The following is a 14618-nucleotide window of genomic DNA, read 5'->3' as shown; positions in this document are numbered from 1 at the left end:
CAAGGAGATCCTCATGTTCGAAGCATCCCTCATGCGCGGCCAGCGCATCCTCGTGACCGGCGGCGGCACCGGCCTGGGCAAGGCCATGGCCGGGCACTTCCTGAGCCTGGGCGCCGACGTCGCCATCTGCGGCAGGCGCCAGTCGGTCTGCGAGGAAACCGCCGCGGCCTGGCGCCAGCAGTTTCCCGACCGGCGCATCGACGCCTTCGGTGTCGACATCCGCATCGCGCAGCAGGTGGACGAGATGGTCGAGAGCCTGTTCCAGAGCGGCGGGCTCACCGGCCTCGTGAACAACGCGGCGGGCAACTTCGTCTCGCCGACCGAGAGCCTCTCGCCGCGCGCCTTCGATGCAGTCGCCAACATCGTGTTCCACGGCAGTTTCTACGTGACGCAGGCCGTGGGCAAGCGCTGGGTGGCGCAGGCCAAGTCGGGCGAGTGGAAGCCGGGCGATGCTTTCCGCAGCGTGATGAGCATCATCGTCACCTGGGTCGACAACGGCAGCCCCTATGTCGTGCCCTCGGCGATGAGCAAGGCCGGCATCGAGGTCATGACCAAGTCGCTCGCGGTCGAATGGGCACGCCACGGCATCCGCCTGAACGCGGTGGGCCCCGGCGAGATCCCGACCGAAGGCATGAGCAAGCGCCTGAACCCCGGCGAGGAGCCCGGCGCGCGCAGCAAGCTCAACAACCCGATGGCGCGCGTCGGCCGCATGAGCGAGCTGCAGAACCTCGCGTCCTTCCTGATGGCGCCGGGCCAGTGCGACTGGCTCACGGGCCAGAGCATCATGATGGACGGCGGCAACGCGCTGGCCACCGGCGGCAACTTCTACGAACTGCGCCAGTGGAGCGACGCCGACTGGCTGGCCGCGCGCGAGCGCATCGAGGCGCAGAACCAGAAGGACAAGGCGCAGCGCTGAAGGTTGCCGGCTACTTGCGCGGAGGCTTCGCGGCGCCCACCGTGACCTGCTTGCGCACCGGACTCGACAGCACCAGCGATGTGGTCACGGCGCCGTCGACCGCAAGCGCGTCCACCACGCGCTCCAGGTCGGTCGGCTCGGCGATGGCGCAGCGCACGAAGAAGCAGTCGGCGCCGGTCACGCGGTCGACAGTGAGCACTTCGGGCATGGCCTCGAAGAGCGCGAGGTAGCGCGCGATGCCCGCATGCGTGGTGTCGATGCGAATGATGGCTTCGAGCCCGACGCCGAGCGCGCGCAGGTTCACGCGCGCACCGTAGCCTTCGATCACGCCTGCGTCTTCCAGCTTGCGCACGCGCTCGCTCATGGCAGGCTGCGACAGGCCGATGCGCTTGCCGATGGCCGCCAGGCTCTGGCGCGCATCGGTCTGCAGAGCTTCGAGGATCAGGCGGTCTTTCTTGTCGATGGGCATGGCGCGCGGTGGAGAAGGAGAGGCGGTTGGCCGATGGTCGATCGGTTTGCGGCCCCGATTTTCGATGGATGGCCCTGTCGCGCGAGCGGGGTGGGCGATATCGTGGCGCCTCACCATTCTTGCCAGGAAAAAACCATGCAACTCGTCGGCATGCTCGACTCGCCCTTCGTTCGCCGCGCCGCCATTTCCCTGCGGCTGCTCGGCCTGAGCTTCGAGCACCGCTCGATCTCGGTCTTCAGCACCTTCGAGCAGTTCCGCGCGATCAACCCGGTGGTCAAGGCGCCGACGCTGGTGTGCGACGACGGCACCGTGCTGATGGATTCGACGCTCATCGTCGACCATGCCCAGGCCGTAGCGGGCCGCAGCTTGTTTCCCGTCGAGCCGTCTGCGCGGCTGCGCGACCTGTGTCTCACAGGGCTAGCGCTTGCGGCCTGCGAGAAGACCGTGCAGATCGTCTACGAGCGCAACCTGCGCCCGCAGGAGAAGCAGCACCAGCCGTGGGTCGATCGCGTGCTCGGCCAACTGAACACGGCCTATGCCGAACTGGAACGCGAGCTGGCCGCCGCGCCACTGGCGACGCCCGACGAACGCACGATCACGCAGGGCGGTCTCTCGGCGGCGGTGGCCTGGACCTTCACGCAGTTCATCCTGCCCGATGCGGTGCGCCCGGCGGACTTTCCGCTGCTCGCTGCGTACACGGCGCAGGCTGAGCAGTTGCCCGTGTTCGTCGGCGCGCCCTTGGTCTGAACGAAAGCGCTCAGGCCGCGATGTCGGCGCCGCGCTCGGCCAGCAGGCCGCGCAGCAGCGAGCGGTGGCAGCGCGACTCGTCTTCGCAGTAGCAGCCGACCGACAGTGCGGCGGTGTGCGAGAGCGCGGCGAGCAGGTCGAGGCTGCGGCTCGCGTCGGCCTCGGCCATCTCGGCCTTGTACTTGCGCACGAAGGCGTTCCACTCGGCGGGCGTTTCGGCCGTCTGCGCCTGCTTCATGGTCTCGACCGACGGTGCGAGGTTGGGGTACCACACGTCGTACCAGTTCTGCGAGGCGAATTCGGTCTTGGGCACGCCGCGCGGCGGGCGGCGGACGGTGCCGATGCGCAGGCCCTCGCCGGGCGCGCGCGGGGTGCCGAGACGAACGATGCGGATGCTCATGAAAGTGACCTCCTTGGGACGTGTTGTTGTGGTTGCCGATGTTCAGGTGCCGACGATACCGCCGTCGCGCCGGCGGATCGCCAGCGTGGCCGAGCGCGGTCGTGCGCTGCCGGGGGCGTCGCCGTCGGGCCAGGCGCTGTTGTGTTTCGCTTCGCCGTCGTCACGCGATTCGCCCGGATGCTGGATGTTGACGAACAGCGTGCGGCGATCCGGCGTGACCACGCAGCCCGTGATCTCGCAGCCGTTCGGCCCGGTAAGGAAGCGCTTAGTGCGGCCCGTGGCCGGGTCGGCGCACAGCATCTGGTTGTTGCCGAGCGCGGTGTACGGCGGCTTGCCGATCAGCTGGCCGCTCATGTCGGTCTGTATCCACAGCAGGCCGCCGCGGTCGAAGTGCAGGCCGTCGGGGCTGCCGAACAGGTCGACGTCGGGGCTCGGGTAGCGCGCGCCGCTCGCGGGCTGGTCGGTGTCGCCGGCGAGCACGAAATGCTCCCACGCGAAGCCCAGGCTCGCGGCGTCGCCGTCGTCCTCGCGCCAGCGCAGGATGCCGCCGAAGAAGTTGTTCGCGCGCGGGTTGGCGGCGTCGGGGCCGGGCTTACCGAAGTCGCCGCGCTGCGTGTTGTTGGTGAGCGTGACGTACACCTCGCCGTCGGGGCTGACCGCGATCCACTCGGGGCGGTCCATCTTCGTGCCGCCCACCACGTCGGCCGCGAGCCGGGCGTGGATCAGCACCTCGGCCTGGTCGGCGAAACCGCTGGCGGCGTCCAGGCCGTGGCGGCCGTGCGTGAGTTCGATCCAGCGCCCGCGTCCGTCGGCGTCGAAGCGCGCGACGTACAGCGTGCCCTCGTCGAGCAGGCGGCTGTTGGCCCGCGCCTGCGGGCCGTCGCTGGTGACGGCGATGCGGTCCTTGCTGATGTACTTGTAGACGTACTCGAAGCGCGCGTCGTCGCCCATGTAGACCGCCAGACGACCGTCGCGGGCGACGGTGCAGGTCGCGCTTTCCTGGCGCTTGCGGCCCAGCGCCGTGCGCTTGATCGGGCGGGCTTCGGGGTCGAAGGGATCGATCTCGACCACCCAGCCGAAGCGGTGCGGCTCGTGCGGATGGCGGGTGAGGTCGAAGCGCTCGTCGAAGCGCCAGTACTCCACCCATTGCGAACCGGGCACGGTGCCGTAGCGGCGCTGCGCGGGCGTCGCGGTTTTCGCGGCGTCCTTCGGGCCGCCGAAGTAGCCGTGGAAGTTTTCCTCGCAGGTCAGGTAGGTGCCCCAGGGCGTGACGCCCATCGCGCAGTTGGCGAAGGTGCCGAAGACCTCGTCGCCGGCCGGGTTCGCGGCGGTCCGCATGAGCGGCGAGCCTGCGGCCGGCCCGGCGATGCGCATCGGCGTGCGGCCATGCACGCGGCGGGCGTAGGGCGAGGGGCTGACCTGCCGCCAGCCGCCGCGCGCGGTGCGCTGGATCTCGATCACCGAGACGCCCATCGCATGCAGCGACTTGCGGACCTTCTCCGCGTTCCATTCCTTCACACCGTCGGCGTGCAGCAACTGCTCGTCGGTGTACTCGTGGTTCATGACCAGCAGCGCGCGGTCGGGCGTGGCCAGCGGAAAGAAATGCATGCCGTCGTGGTGCATGCCGGCCTGCAGTGCCTGGTCGGCGGCGCTGTTGCTGCCGTCGGGCGCGAATGCGGGCATCGGCTGGCGTGGCACGCCGGTGGGGGTGCCCCAGGGGTAGAGCAGTTGCCACTCGTATTCGGGCGGGACGACGACCGCATCGCGCAGCGAGGCAGGCACGCCCGTGAAGCCCAATGACCGACCGGGTTCGGAGGGCGCCGGGTCGGCGGCATCGGCGTGCCGCTGTGCCAGCAGCGACACCACGGCAGCGGTGCCCGATTGCAAGAAACGGCGGCGGTCGAGGGACATGGAAACAGGGGGAAGGTGTTGGGTCGGCGACAGTCCGCATCATCGCCCAGCGGCCTTGCCGCGCGATACTGGGGCGATACCCACAAGGAGACTTGGATGAGCGACCGTATCGAAACGATCCGTCACCCCGACGGCGTGGTGGAACTGCAGCTGGCACGCGCCGACAAGATGAACGCGCTCGACCCCGCGATGTTCGACGCGCTGGTCACCGCCGGTGAGGCGCTGCGTGACGACAAGAGCGTGCGCGCCGTGGTGATCGCGGGCCGTGGCAAGGCCTTCTGCGCGGGGCTCGACATGGCCTCGTTCGAACGCATGGGGCAGGGCGCCGCCAGCGACGTGCTGGGCGCTTCGGCTGGCGGCACCGATCTTGTGGCGCGCACCCACGGGCTTTCGAATGCGGCGCAGCAGGTCGCGATGGTGTGGCGCGAGGTGCCGGTGCCGGTCATCGCGGCCGTGCACGGCGTGGCTTTCGGCGGCGGGCTTCAGGTGGCGCTGGGCGCCGACATCCGGCTCGTGGCGGCCGACACCAAACTCTCCGTCATGGAGATCAAATGGGGCCTCGTGCCCGACATGGCGGGCATGGTGCTGATGCGCGAGCTGGCGCGCACGGACGTCGTGCGTGAACTCACGTTCACCGGCCGCATCTTCTCGGGCGAGGAGGCCGTGCGCCTGGGCTTGGCCACGCGCGTGGCCGCCGACCCGTTGGCCGAGGCGCTGCAGATGGCGCACGAGATCGCGGCCAAGAGCCCCGACGCGATCCGCGCTGGCAAGCGGCTGCTGAATGCCTCGCTCGCGCACAGTGCCGCCGAGCTGTTGATCGCCGAGTCGGTCGAGCAGCAGGCGCTCATCGGCAGCCCCAACCAGCTCGAAGCCGTGAAGGCCAACATCGAGCGGCGCGCGCCGCGTTTCAGCCCGCCGGCCTGAGTCTTTCGCACCCGGTCCGCTTGCGTTCCTCGCGGTGAGAACACCGCGAGGCGCAGCCGTTTGTGCGCCTGACATGTGCGCCCGATTCGGTCTGCCGACGGGCGGTGGCAACATTTCGTATGCCAAAAATCGTACACAAAGTGCATCTCAGGTGACTTCGTGTAAGAATTAAGTAGTTATTTTCCCGAGTGATTCGGCGGAATTGACCGCACTTTGTGTGCAGAAGGTCACGTCTTGCCGTATGCCCTCGGTCAGGAAAATGACTATCGGAGTCACACTCGAAAACAATTAATCAACTTCTTGCTTTGGCTAGCGACGGCGTTCCGCATGTCGACGAATACGTTTTTTTGCAATCTCAGCGTGCCCATCCTCGTGGGCGAGGACCGCTACAAGTACGTCCCGATCGTGGGGGTGTTTCGCAGCATCCCCATCGAGCAGGTCGACGAGTGGGTGATGCACCCTGACGGCCGGCCGCGCAGCGATCGCGAACTCGCAGCCGAGGTGCTGGTGGAAATTCGCAAGCCGCTCGGCACGAGCGGCCACACGGCGCCCAATGCCTTCGATGTCGCCGACATCCTGCAGCTCGATCGCGCGGCTGCGATCGTGGTGTCGACTTTTCTCGCGGCGTTGCCGCGGGTCTGAGCACCTCTCCCGCTTCTTCTCCCTTCTTGTTCCTTCAGCTCGCGATGGCGCCGACCGCCCAGTAAAAGGTCGGCTGCGCGCCGTTGAGCAGGTGGTCGCCCACCACGCGCCCCTTGTAGATCGTCGGGTTGTGCGACGCGAGCGTGCGCGCATTGCGCCAGTGCCGGTCGAGCCGGCGGTCTTCCTGCAAGGCTGAAGCTCCGCCGATGTCGAACAGTCGCGTCCCCGCGTGCAGCACCGCATCGACGATGCCGGCCTGCGCCTTGGCGGTGTTCAGTTCCACTTCGAACAGCAGGTGCTCCGGCACGGGCTCGCCGCGCTGCAGGTGGCGGTCGACCTCACCCAGGCCGCGTGCGACTGCCTGCACGGTGGAGGCGGCCACGAAGGCCGTGCTCGCGAGCTGGCCGATCACCTGCTGCACCAACGGGTCTTCGCGCGGCGTGGCGCCGCTGCCGTGGCTGTAGACGCGCTTGCGCGGCTGCACGAAAGCCACCGCGTCGCGCACGATGGCGCGCGCGATGCCCGCCAGCGTGGCCAGGTGCGTGAGCTGGAAGTGCGCAGTGAGCGGCGTGGGTTGGTCGCGCACGTACAGCAGCACGTGCTCGGGTTTCACGCGCACCTGTCGAAAGCGCGTTGTGCCCGAAGCGCTCAGGCGTTGGCCGAAACCGCGCCAGTCGTCGACGCGCTCGACGCCCGCCGCCTGTGCAGGCACCAGCGCGATCACGCGATCGCTGCTGCCGTCGTCGTTCAGGCGCTGGGCCGCGACCGAGATCCAGTCGGCGTAGAGCGTGCCGGTGCTGTAGAACTTGTCGCCGTCCAGGCGCCACGCATCGGTGCTGTCCCTGTCGCGCGTCAGCGTGGTCTGCAGCGCGCCGAGCGCGCCCTCGCCGAGTTCGGTGGTGGCGTTGCCGAAGATCACGCCGTCGGCCGCAAGGCGCATCCAGGGACCGTGCAGCGCGGGGTCGATCTCGGCGAACAGGCGCTCGATGAAGGCGAAGTGCGCGCGAAGAATCTGCGGCAGGTTGGAGTCGGCTTCGCCAAGCTCGATCAGCAGGTCGTACAGCTGCTCGACCGACGCACCGAGGCCGCCTTGTGCGAGCGGCACGCGCAGCGCACCGAAACGCGCCGCCTTGAGCCAGGCCACGGGCGCATAGGCCAATTCGCGTTCGTGCTCGCGCTGCGCGGCGTGTTCGGCGATGCGGTTGAAGACAGGGCGAAAGCGCTCGGCGAGCTGATGTGAAGAGGGGGCGGGTTCGGTGGTCGCAGGGCGGGCATGCGCCGTGGACGCGGCGGGGCGCGTCGGCGTGTCGTGGAGGGAGGCCATGAAAAGTCGGACGGCCCGAAGGGCGCGCCAGAAAGAGCGATACAGGCGTGCGACTGTGCCCGCGCCATGCCCCCGCCGGGAAATACGCTTTTCGTGTTTTCTTATGCGCGCCGGCGGATGGCGCGCATGGCCCCGGCCTCAGGCCGCCTTGACCTCGAAGTACGCCTCGTCCGTGTCCCCCAGGTCGCGAAAGCCTGCCGTGCGCGCGGCGTCGTAGGCCTTGACCCAGCGCGCGGCCAGGGCGATCTCGCTCTTGGTGAGGTCGGTGTCGCTGGACTCGCTGGCGTTCTGGAAGGCGCGCATGGCCGGCAGTACGTCGGCACCCAGCTGCTTTTCGAGCTCGCGCCGGAAGCGTTGCTCCGCGACCCTGACCGCGTCGGCCGACGAATGGGGGTAGCCGATCAGCTTCGCTAGGAAAGGGTCGTGCGGCTCGTCTTCGGCTTCTTCGAGCGAGACCGCGGAAGGCGGTTCGTGGAAGTTGAAGGGGGGCGAGGGCGGCATTGTTGGCCGGGGGAAGAAGAGTTCAGCTTGGGTCATGGCTCACCCATGCGGTCGATCGGGCAGACGTTCTTCGGCATGTGAATTCCTTGAGAATACTGTTTAAATGTACAGTATCAAATCAAGAATGCAAACGACAAACAGCATGCATGTGACGCTTCAGACCCTCTGCTTTAATGGCGCCTCGCCGGGGAGGGCCCAGGCTTTGTCACAACGGAAGGCGACGCGCAGATGGATTGGATGACCGTTCTTGCGGGCGCTGTGGTGATCGTCCTCCAGGGGTTGTCGTTCTGGTTTCTCTACTGGATCTGGAAGAAGCTGCGCATGCCCAAGCCGCCGCGTGCAGGTGCCGCGCCCCTCGTGATCAAGGGCGGAGTGATTCCCGTCATGGCAACGTTCACCGGCCTGCGCGGACTGCCGTGGATCGCACTGGCGACCAACAGCCTGAACCCCGTGCTTCGCATCGAAAGCCAGCAGCTGGTGTTCCGCGTGCTCCGCCAGCGCCAGCGGCCCTTTGCGGACATCCGCGAGGTTGATGTGCGCGAGGCCTATGGCACCTTCAACTTGATCTTCGAGTTCCACGATACGCGATGGACGTTCGCGGCCAATGTGGGTACCACTGCGCGCGGTGCGCAGGTGTTGTCGCTGCTGCCGCAAGGCGTGCCGCTCTCTGCGCGTGCGAGGGAGGTGTTGGTGTCGACGGGGATCAAGGAGGGCGCGTGATCCTGGGCAGGCTGTCCACCGGGGTGTTCGGACAGGGGCTTCACCTCGTCTGCGGGTGACCCACGCAGCATGCGCGTCGCTACCATCGCCGCATGCGCCTCACCTTTCTCGCCAGCCTTCTCCTGATCGCCTGCGGCATGGCCCATGCGCAGCAGGTCTACCGATGCGGCAACCAGTACAGCGGTGAGCCGTGCGCAAGCGGTGGAGGTCGCGTGGTCGACGTGTCGCCTCCGGTGCGCAACCTCGACGCGGCAGGTGCATCCCAGGTGTTTCTCTGCGTCAGCAACAGCGGCGCGCGCTTCTGGTCGCCGGATCATTGCCGCGAACGTGGCGCCTTGGTGGAGCGCATCGAGTCGGTTCCGGCCGGTGTGCCGTGGGAGCAGCAGGTGGACATCGCCGACCAGCAAACCAGGCAGGGTTATGCGGTCCAGCAACGGGCTGCGCAACAACGTGGCGCGGCCTCCCCGGGCGTGACGGGGGCCAGTGGCGACACCTCGCGCTGCGCGCACTTCAACCAGCAGGTGGAGTACTACGACCGCCTGGCGCGACAGCCGCAAAGCGGCGCGTCTCAATCCTGGATCGCGCAGCAGCGCAAGGAGGCCCGCGATCAGCAGTTCAGGGTCAGATGCTGATGAAGGCGAGGAAGCGGATTCGCGCGACGCGGTAAGTCATGCCTTCGTGGCGCATTCGCGTCGTTACGATGCCGCCATGCTCGCAGCCTTTTCTTCGATGGTGCCCACGCTTGTCTACGGCCTGGTGATCTGGTTCGTGGCCATGGTGGCCTTCCTCGTGCTGGGCCTCGTGTGGATGATGCTCGACTGGCCGGGGGGCGTGCAGCTGGCCCGATTCGCTGCCTGGTTCGGCTTTCTGACGGATGCCGTGTTCAGTCTCGTGGGAGGCTTCGCGCTCGGCGCTTTCGCTGTCTATGACGCTGTCGTCAAGCCGCGGCCAGCCGTCCCCGACCTGCCTGCGATGGCGGAGTACATCACCCCCTCGGTGATTCTGGGCGTGCTGTCGCTGCTCATCATGAAGCATGGCTGGCACACGTTGACCACCAGGCTGGGGGCGAAGAGACGGTGAGGGGCTTCGGGGAGCGGGTGTTCGACGCGGGGCTTGTCTGTTGATCGGTTAGAGGAAACCGCAACGGTCAGAGACGCAATTGGCCTGCCCGGAGGGGATCGAACCCCCGACAACCTGCTTAGAAGGCAGGTGCTCTATCCAACTGAGCTACGGGCAGATTCCGGTCGAGACGCGAGGGCCGAGGCCTTCAATTCCCGGGTCGCATGGGGTGCGACAACAGATCCGAAAAATCATCGGTCCGGACGCTTCTGTCCCGGACCGGGAAAGCGCGGATTCTACCTACATCCCTCCAGCCACTACGCCTTGCCGGACGGCCGTCGAGGAGGCCCGCGCGTTGGTGGCGCGGGCGGAGACCCTGGCTGTTTCGGCGGCCTGCTTGGGCGCGAGCTGCTTCTTGCCACAGACGGTGCACCGGTAGAGCCTGAGCGCCGGAAACAGCCGCATCCAGGCCAGTCGCTCGACGCGGCGGAGGCGGGCCAGGCCGCAGGAACATCGAAAAAACAGATTCAGCAACATCGCAGCAGAGTTCAAACCGGAAGGGCATCGAGACTCCTTCCACGGCGCTGCTTCGAGGTTGGTGCAACAACGAAGCTTTCGCGTTTGATTCTGTGGGTGTGCAGGGCATGCAGCGAAAGGCCCGCATGCGAAACAAATTGCTGGATGCCGGCTGGGCTGCGACGCAATGGCTGCCTTGGCGAGGGGGCTGTTGCGGCTGTATCAGGCGTTTTCCGAACGGTGCTTCCAGATGGCTTCGTTCACGGCGCGCTCAGTGGCCAATTGCTTCTTCCCGCAGGCGCTGCATTGATAGAAGCGCTGGCTCGAGAAGAGCCGCATCCATGGGCGACGCTCGATGCGTTGGAGATGCTTGAGGCCGCAGGAGCAGCGGGAGAAAAGAATCAGCATCAGAGAGGGGTCCAGGGTGAGGGTTCTGCGGCAATGTCCATCCCTGACCTAGCTCTTCGGCTTTGTAAACGCGATTCGGCTTGCTTTGTAAACACGATCACGATTCGCTTGATTCTGCTTGAACTCCGTGCGTCACACGGGTAGTCCCGTAAGAAAAAGGTTGCAATATTCGCGTAACAACAAGGCAGTGGCGTTTCCCAATGTACAGAACGCGCGGGGCGTGCTACGAGATGTGCTTGTGGCGGTTTCGGAAGCCGGCCTGAAGTTCGACCTCGGCGAATTCGCCCATACGGTCAACGTGTACGAGATCTTGCGGCCCAGCGGTTACACCGACATTTCCAACAACGTCTTTTCCTTTAGCGGCGAGCAGTGCAGGGGCAGGGCCAGGGCCAGGGCCAGACGCCCGCCAATCTCGCTGAAGGGGTCGCAATACCGTATTTCCGGGACCTTGGCTGATCGACGGCCCCGCCACAATGGACCTTTGGCAAGTCGAAAGCCGTGAATACCAATGTACTGATCGTTGAAGATGAGCCGGCTCTGCTGCGGCGATTCACTGACGCCGTCCTGGTGGAGCCGGGCTTCGTGCTGTGCGGGGCTGTGTCCACTGTCGCCGCGGCGCGAGCCCTGCTCGACGCCACCCCGGTGGATGTCGTGCTCGTCGACCTGGGGTTGCCTGACGGACACGGCTTGCAGGTGATCGGGCATGCCGTGGCACGCCATCCGCAGTGCGATGTGATCGTGGTCACCATGTTCGGTGACGATGCCAACGTGACCGACTGCATCGCCGCCGGCGCCACCGGCTACCTGCTGAAGGACGCGCTGCCGCAGCAGCTGGTGGCGGCCATCAGGGAGGTTCGCGAGGGCGGCTCGGCCATCAGCCCTGCGATCGCGCGGCGGATTCTCCAGCGCATGCGGGCCGTTGGGGCCCCCATGTTGACGGGGCCGGCGTCGCAGGCGAAGCCGCCGGCGCCATCGCTGCTGTCGGAGCGTGAAACCGAAATCCTGCGCCTGACCGCGAAGGGCCTGAGCTTCAAGGACGTGGGCGAAGTCCTGGGCATCTCGGCGCACACCGTGAACACGCACATCAAGCGCATCTATCAGAAGCTGGCGGTCCACTCGCGAAGCGAGGCGGTCTACGAAGCGGGCCAGCTCGGCTTGATCTAGGGCCTGTTCACACCGGAACGCAACCAGAACGCGCGAGCGCCAGCCATCGCGTGAACAAGGGACTGCGCGGCGTAAACACGGGATGGAAAAAACATATCGACCTTGACACCATGTCAATTCGATTGTTTTTTAAACCCAGAGGGAGACTCAGATGTCGGACGAATTGGAGAAGCAAGCGACTGAAATTGGCAATGCCGCCCGCGCAAAACTCATTGCCTCGGGGAAAGATATCGAGCCAGGACGTGGGATGCGAAAGGACTTGTTCGACGTGCTCGTTTCCTCGGGGCTCGACTTGGCGGACGTCTTGAAAATCCCGCCCGCTGCGCCAGCCGAAGCCTTGCAAAAGCTCGACGACGTTGTGCAGCAGATGAAGGATGTGGCAGGCGCCTCGATCAACAAGCAGGAATGGCCTATCGGGCTCGATCCTCAATCCTCCATCGGCGTGGCTGCGCTTGAAAAGGCCTATCGGGAACTCGTCTTGTGGCGCGAAGCAACTTTCGAACAGAGGATGCAGGCGATCTTCAAATATCTGGGTGAAGATTCCGGCTACGAGAACTGGTGCGCTGCATTTGTCAGTTGGTGCCTCGAACAGGTTCCGCCCCAGCGGTGGGCGGATGCGCACGTTACTCGGCAGGCGAGCCGGGGCGCGCTCAGGTTATTCGAAAAATTCGAGAAGCATCCCTCAACCGCGGAATTCACCATGCAGGGGATTCCGTCCGGCGGACCCAAGCCAGGAGACATCGTTTTCTGGGAGCGTGCCGATGCCAACGGCGACCTCAAGACAGGGCTCGGGCACATCGGCTTTGTCTTCTCGGTGAACCATGGCCGGGTCACTACGCTCGAAGGAAATTCATCGATGAGCGTGAGGCTTGATGAATACGACGCCGGATTCGACAAGGGCTCTCGACATCGATTTCTCGGCACGGTACGCCTGCCTTGAGAGGTAGGGGCGTGCTCGAGAGCCCGTCGATCGTCTCGCGCCGGCGCTGACCACTTCCGCGCCCGGCGCGGATGTTGTGACGGCACAATCGCCGAAAGGATCGATGCCGCCGCCAACGTCCAAGCCATGAACATGCCAAACACGCGTCACTGGTGGAGGAGCTTGGTGCTGGCGTGGTGGCTTCTTCTCGTTCCGGCCTGGGCCCACGCCGCACAGCACCTCGTTGTTCAAGCGCTCCCGGCCGCCGACATGGGGCGCAACACTCCATCTCCAGACGCAGACTGGGCGCCGGTGACCTTGCCGCATGCGGCGCCGGGCACGACGTGGTATCGGGTCTTCTTCGAGATCGAGTCTCGGAAGGCGGATTCATGGGCCATCTATCTGCCTTATCTCTACGGCGGCGGATCTCTCTGGCTGAATGGCGTGCCGCTGAGCGCCGTGCGGTCCTCCGATGCGGAAATGACGGTGCGCTGGGAGCGGCCCTTCCTGTTCACCATCCCGGATGCGTTGCTGCGCTCCGGCCGCAATGAGCTGCTGATCCTGGCGTCGACCTCCGCGATCACGCCTCAGGCGAGGCTGGGTGAGCTTCAGGTGGGGTCGTCCGTGGCGCTGCTCGAGACCTATGAGCGGCGGCGCTTCTGGGTGCACACGATGCCGCAGTTCACCGTGCTGTCGTGCTTCGTGGTGGGGGTGCTGGTCCTGTTCATCTGGTGGCGCCGGCGCGAGGAACTGCTCTACGGCTTGTTCGGACTGGCGTCGATCTTCTGGGGCTTCCGCACCCTGACCTTCGTGGTGGAAGTCCTGCCCAGCGGGATGTGGCCCGGCTGGCGGGTGCTGTACTACACCGCGACTGGCGGCTTCATCATCGTCCTGCTGATCTTCGCGCTGCGCCTCGCGGGCACGGTCTATCCCCGGGTCGAGCGCGCGCTCTTGCTGTACTGGCTGCTGGGGCCGATCGGCTATGCCGTCAGCGGCGGCTCCGAAACCCTCCTCGGGAAGGTCTGGCAGGGCGGCACCATCCCGTTGGGAATCGGCATCCTCGTGGCATGCACGATTGCAGCGATACGGCAGCGGACCTGGCAGTTGACGGCCCTGACGATCGCCATTGCGCTGGCCGTGGGGGCGGGGGTTCACGACTACCTGCTGGCCACCACGTCGATTCCGCAGCGCCTGGCACCCGCCTGGTTCGGCCAACGCTTTTTCCTGCTGCACTACGGTGCCGACCTGGTGCTGATGGTCATGGGCACGATCCTGAGCACGCGTTTCGTCAACGCCCTGTATGCCGTGGAGCAGATGAACGGGGCACTGGAGTCCCGGGTCCAGGAGCGCGAGCAAGCCCTGCGGGCCAACTATGTCCAGATGCACAAGCTCGAGCGGCAGCACGCGGTGGACGAAGAGCGGCAGCGCATCATGCGCGAACTGCACGACGGTCTGGGTTCGCAACTGTTCGTCGCCTTGTCCCGCGTCGAAGCCCGGGAGATCGAATACGAGGGCGTTGCGCAGACGTTGAGGGACTGCATCGCGGACATGCGGCTGGCACTTGAAGTGATGAGCCCCGCCGGAAACGACTTCATGGCGGCATGGGGCAGCTTCCGTTTCCGGTGGGACCGGCAACTCCAGCAGGCGGGGATTCAAACGCGCTGGAACGTCGACTACGAAGGTGACACGCTGAACCTGAGCGCCGAGGACGGGATGCAACTACTGCGCATCGGGCAGGAAGCCTTGACCAACGTGCTCAAGCACGCCCGGGCCACGCAGGTGGACATCGAGCTTCAGTGCATCGATGCGAACGTGAACTTCGTGGTGTCCGACGATGGCACGAGCTTCGATGCGGGCGGTTCGACCATGGGCAGGGGGCTGGCCAACATGCGTGCGCGGGCGCATCGGCTGGCCGGCGAACTGCACATCGATGCGGCCGATCCGGGGACGCGGATCACGCTGCGATTTCCTTTAGCGGCGCCTGCGCAACCTTGAGAC

Annotated in this window: 17 protein-coding genes and 1 tRNA gene; 10 read left to right on the top strand and 8 right to left on the bottom strand. The window is 66.1% G+C overall.

Going from position 1 to position 14618, the window contains the following annotated elements; all coding sequences use genetic code 11:
- The first annotated feature begins 13 nt into the window (after window positions 1-13).
- Window positions 14-916: an SDR family oxidoreductase gene (locus D3H34_RS03710; RefSeq protein WP_119552097.1), complete on the top strand. Its 903-nt coding sequence runs from the start codon at window positions 14-16 to the stop codon at window positions 914-916.
- Between the two features lie 10 nt (window positions 917-926).
- On the opposite strand, the gene D3H34_RS03705 is transcribed toward D3H34_RS03710, so the two are convergent.
- A complete protein-coding gene (locus D3H34_RS03705) occupies window positions 927-1385 on the bottom strand; it encodes an Lrp/AsnC family transcriptional regulator (protein WP_119552096.1) in 459 nt (152 codons plus the stop codon).
- Window positions 1386-1520: 135 nt separating this feature from the next.
- Here D3H34_RS03705 and D3H34_RS03700 point away from each other — a divergent pair, with 135 nt between their 5' ends.
- On the top strand, window positions 1521-2132 hold the full coding sequence (locus D3H34_RS03700; protein WP_119552095.1) for a glutathione S-transferase: 612 nt from the start codon (window positions 1521-1523) through the stop codon (window positions 2130-2132).
- Between the two features lie 10 nt (window positions 2133-2142).
- Here D3H34_RS03700 and D3H34_RS03695 read toward each other — a convergent pair whose 3' ends face one another.
- Both D3H34_RS03695 and D3H34_RS03690 read right to left on the bottom strand, forming a co-directional pair.
- Window positions 2143-2532 (bottom strand): DUF488 domain-containing protein, encoded by a 390-nt coding sequence (locus D3H34_RS03695; protein WP_119552094.1) that lies wholly within the window; start codon window positions 2530-2532, stop codon window positions 2143-2145.
- 42 nt (window positions 2533-2574) lie between these two features.
- Complete coding sequence (locus tag D3H34_RS03690) at window positions 2575-4443, bottom strand: PhoX family protein (protein WP_119552093.1); 1869 nt, start codon at window positions 4441-4443, stop codon at window positions 2575-2577.
- A gap of 96 nt (window positions 4444-4539) precedes the next feature.
- Here D3H34_RS03690 and D3H34_RS03685 point away from each other — a divergent pair, with 96 nt between their 5' ends.
- Together D3H34_RS03685 and D3H34_RS03680 are read left to right on the top strand one after the other, a co-directional pair.
- Window positions 4540-5367: a crotonase/enoyl-CoA hydratase family protein gene (locus tag D3H34_RS03685; protein ID WP_119552092.1), complete on the top strand. Its 828-nt coding sequence runs from the start codon at window positions 4540-4542 to the stop codon at window positions 5365-5367.
- A 360-nt stretch (window positions 5368-5727) separates the two neighbouring features.
- Window positions 5728-6009 (top strand): hypothetical protein, encoded by a 282-nt coding sequence (locus tag D3H34_RS03680; RefSeq protein ID WP_223301334.1) that lies wholly within the window; start codon window positions 5728-5730, stop codon window positions 6007-6009.
- A 34-nt stretch (window positions 6010-6043) separates the two neighbouring features.
- On the opposite strand, the gene D3H34_RS03675 is transcribed toward D3H34_RS03680, so the two are convergent.
- Window positions 6044-7333 (bottom strand): acyl-CoA dehydrogenase family protein, encoded by a 1290-nt coding sequence (locus D3H34_RS03675; RefSeq protein WP_119552091.1) that lies wholly within the window; start codon window positions 7331-7333, stop codon window positions 6044-6046.
- A gap of 138 nt (window positions 7334-7471) precedes the next feature.
- Window positions 7472-7834, bottom strand: coding sequence for a hypothetical protein (locus tag D3H34_RS03670; RefSeq protein WP_286185419.1), 363 nt, complete (start codon window positions 7832-7834; stop codon window positions 7472-7474).
- A gap of 228 nt (window positions 7835-8062) precedes the next feature.
- On the opposite strand from D3H34_RS03670, the gene D3H34_RS03665 reads away from it, so the two are divergent.
- The 3 genes from D3H34_RS03665 to D3H34_RS03655 all read left to right on the top strand — a co-directional run bounded on the left by D3H34_RS03665 (window position 8063) and on the right by D3H34_RS03655 (window position 9634).
- Window positions 8063-8554, top strand: coding sequence for a hypothetical protein (locus D3H34_RS03665; protein WP_147400372.1), 492 nt, complete (start codon window positions 8063-8065; stop codon window positions 8552-8554).
- A gap of 92 nt (window positions 8555-8646) precedes the next feature.
- Window positions 8647-9186, top strand: a complete 540-nt coding sequence (locus D3H34_RS03660; RefSeq protein ID WP_119552088.1) for a hypothetical protein — start codon at window positions 8647-8649, stop codon at window positions 9184-9186.
- A 76-nt stretch (window positions 9187-9262) separates the two neighbouring features.
- Window positions 9263-9634 (top strand): hypothetical protein, encoded by a 372-nt coding sequence (locus tag D3H34_RS03655; protein ID WP_147400371.1) that lies wholly within the window; start codon window positions 9263-9265, stop codon window positions 9632-9634.
- An 80-nt stretch (window positions 9635-9714) separates the two neighbouring features.
- Here D3H34_RS03655 and D3H34_RS03650 read toward each other — a convergent pair.
- From D3H34_RS03650 to D3H34_RS33845, 3 genes are all read right to left on the bottom strand, one after another.
- Window positions 9715-9791: transfer RNA gene (locus D3H34_RS03650), tRNA-Arg, on the bottom strand.
- A gap of 122 nt (window positions 9792-9913) precedes the next feature.
- The gene (locus D3H34_RS03645; RefSeq protein ID WP_119552086.1) at window positions 9914-10150 is read right to left on the bottom strand and encodes a hypothetical protein; all 237 of its coding nucleotides are present in this window, start codon (window positions 10148-10150) and stop codon (window positions 9914-9916) included.
- A 201-nt stretch (window positions 10151-10351) separates the two neighbouring features.
- Entirely contained in the window at window positions 10352-10537 is a 186-nt protein-coding gene (locus D3H34_RS33845) for a hypothetical protein (protein ID WP_147400370.1), read from the bottom strand.
- 498 nt (window positions 10538-11035) lie between these two features.
- On the opposite strand from D3H34_RS33845, the gene D3H34_RS03635 reads away from it, so the two are divergent.
- From D3H34_RS03635 to D3H34_RS03625, 3 genes are all read left to right on the top strand, one after another.
- Window positions 11036-11701, top strand: coding sequence for a response regulator (locus tag D3H34_RS03635; protein WP_119552084.1), 666 nt, complete (start codon window positions 11036-11038; stop codon window positions 11699-11701).
- 151 nt (window positions 11702-11852) lie between these two features.
- The gene (locus tag D3H34_RS03630; protein WP_119552083.1) at window positions 11853-12641 is read left to right on the top strand and encodes a CHAP domain-containing protein; all 789 of its coding nucleotides are present in this window, start codon (window positions 11853-11855) and stop codon (window positions 12639-12641) included.
- A 165-nt stretch (window positions 12642-12806) separates the two neighbouring features.
- Window positions 12807-14615, top strand: a complete 1809-nt coding sequence (locus D3H34_RS03625; protein WP_205736663.1) for a sensor histidine kinase — start codon at window positions 12807-12809, stop codon at window positions 14613-14615.
- The last annotated feature ends 3 nt before the right edge of the window (window positions 14616-14618 follow it).

The sequence above is a fragment of the Acidovorax cavernicola genome (assembly GCF_003581445.1).
The sequence above is the reverse complement of the archived record's forward strand: the minus strand, read 5'-3'. Positions and strand labels throughout refer to the sequence as shown.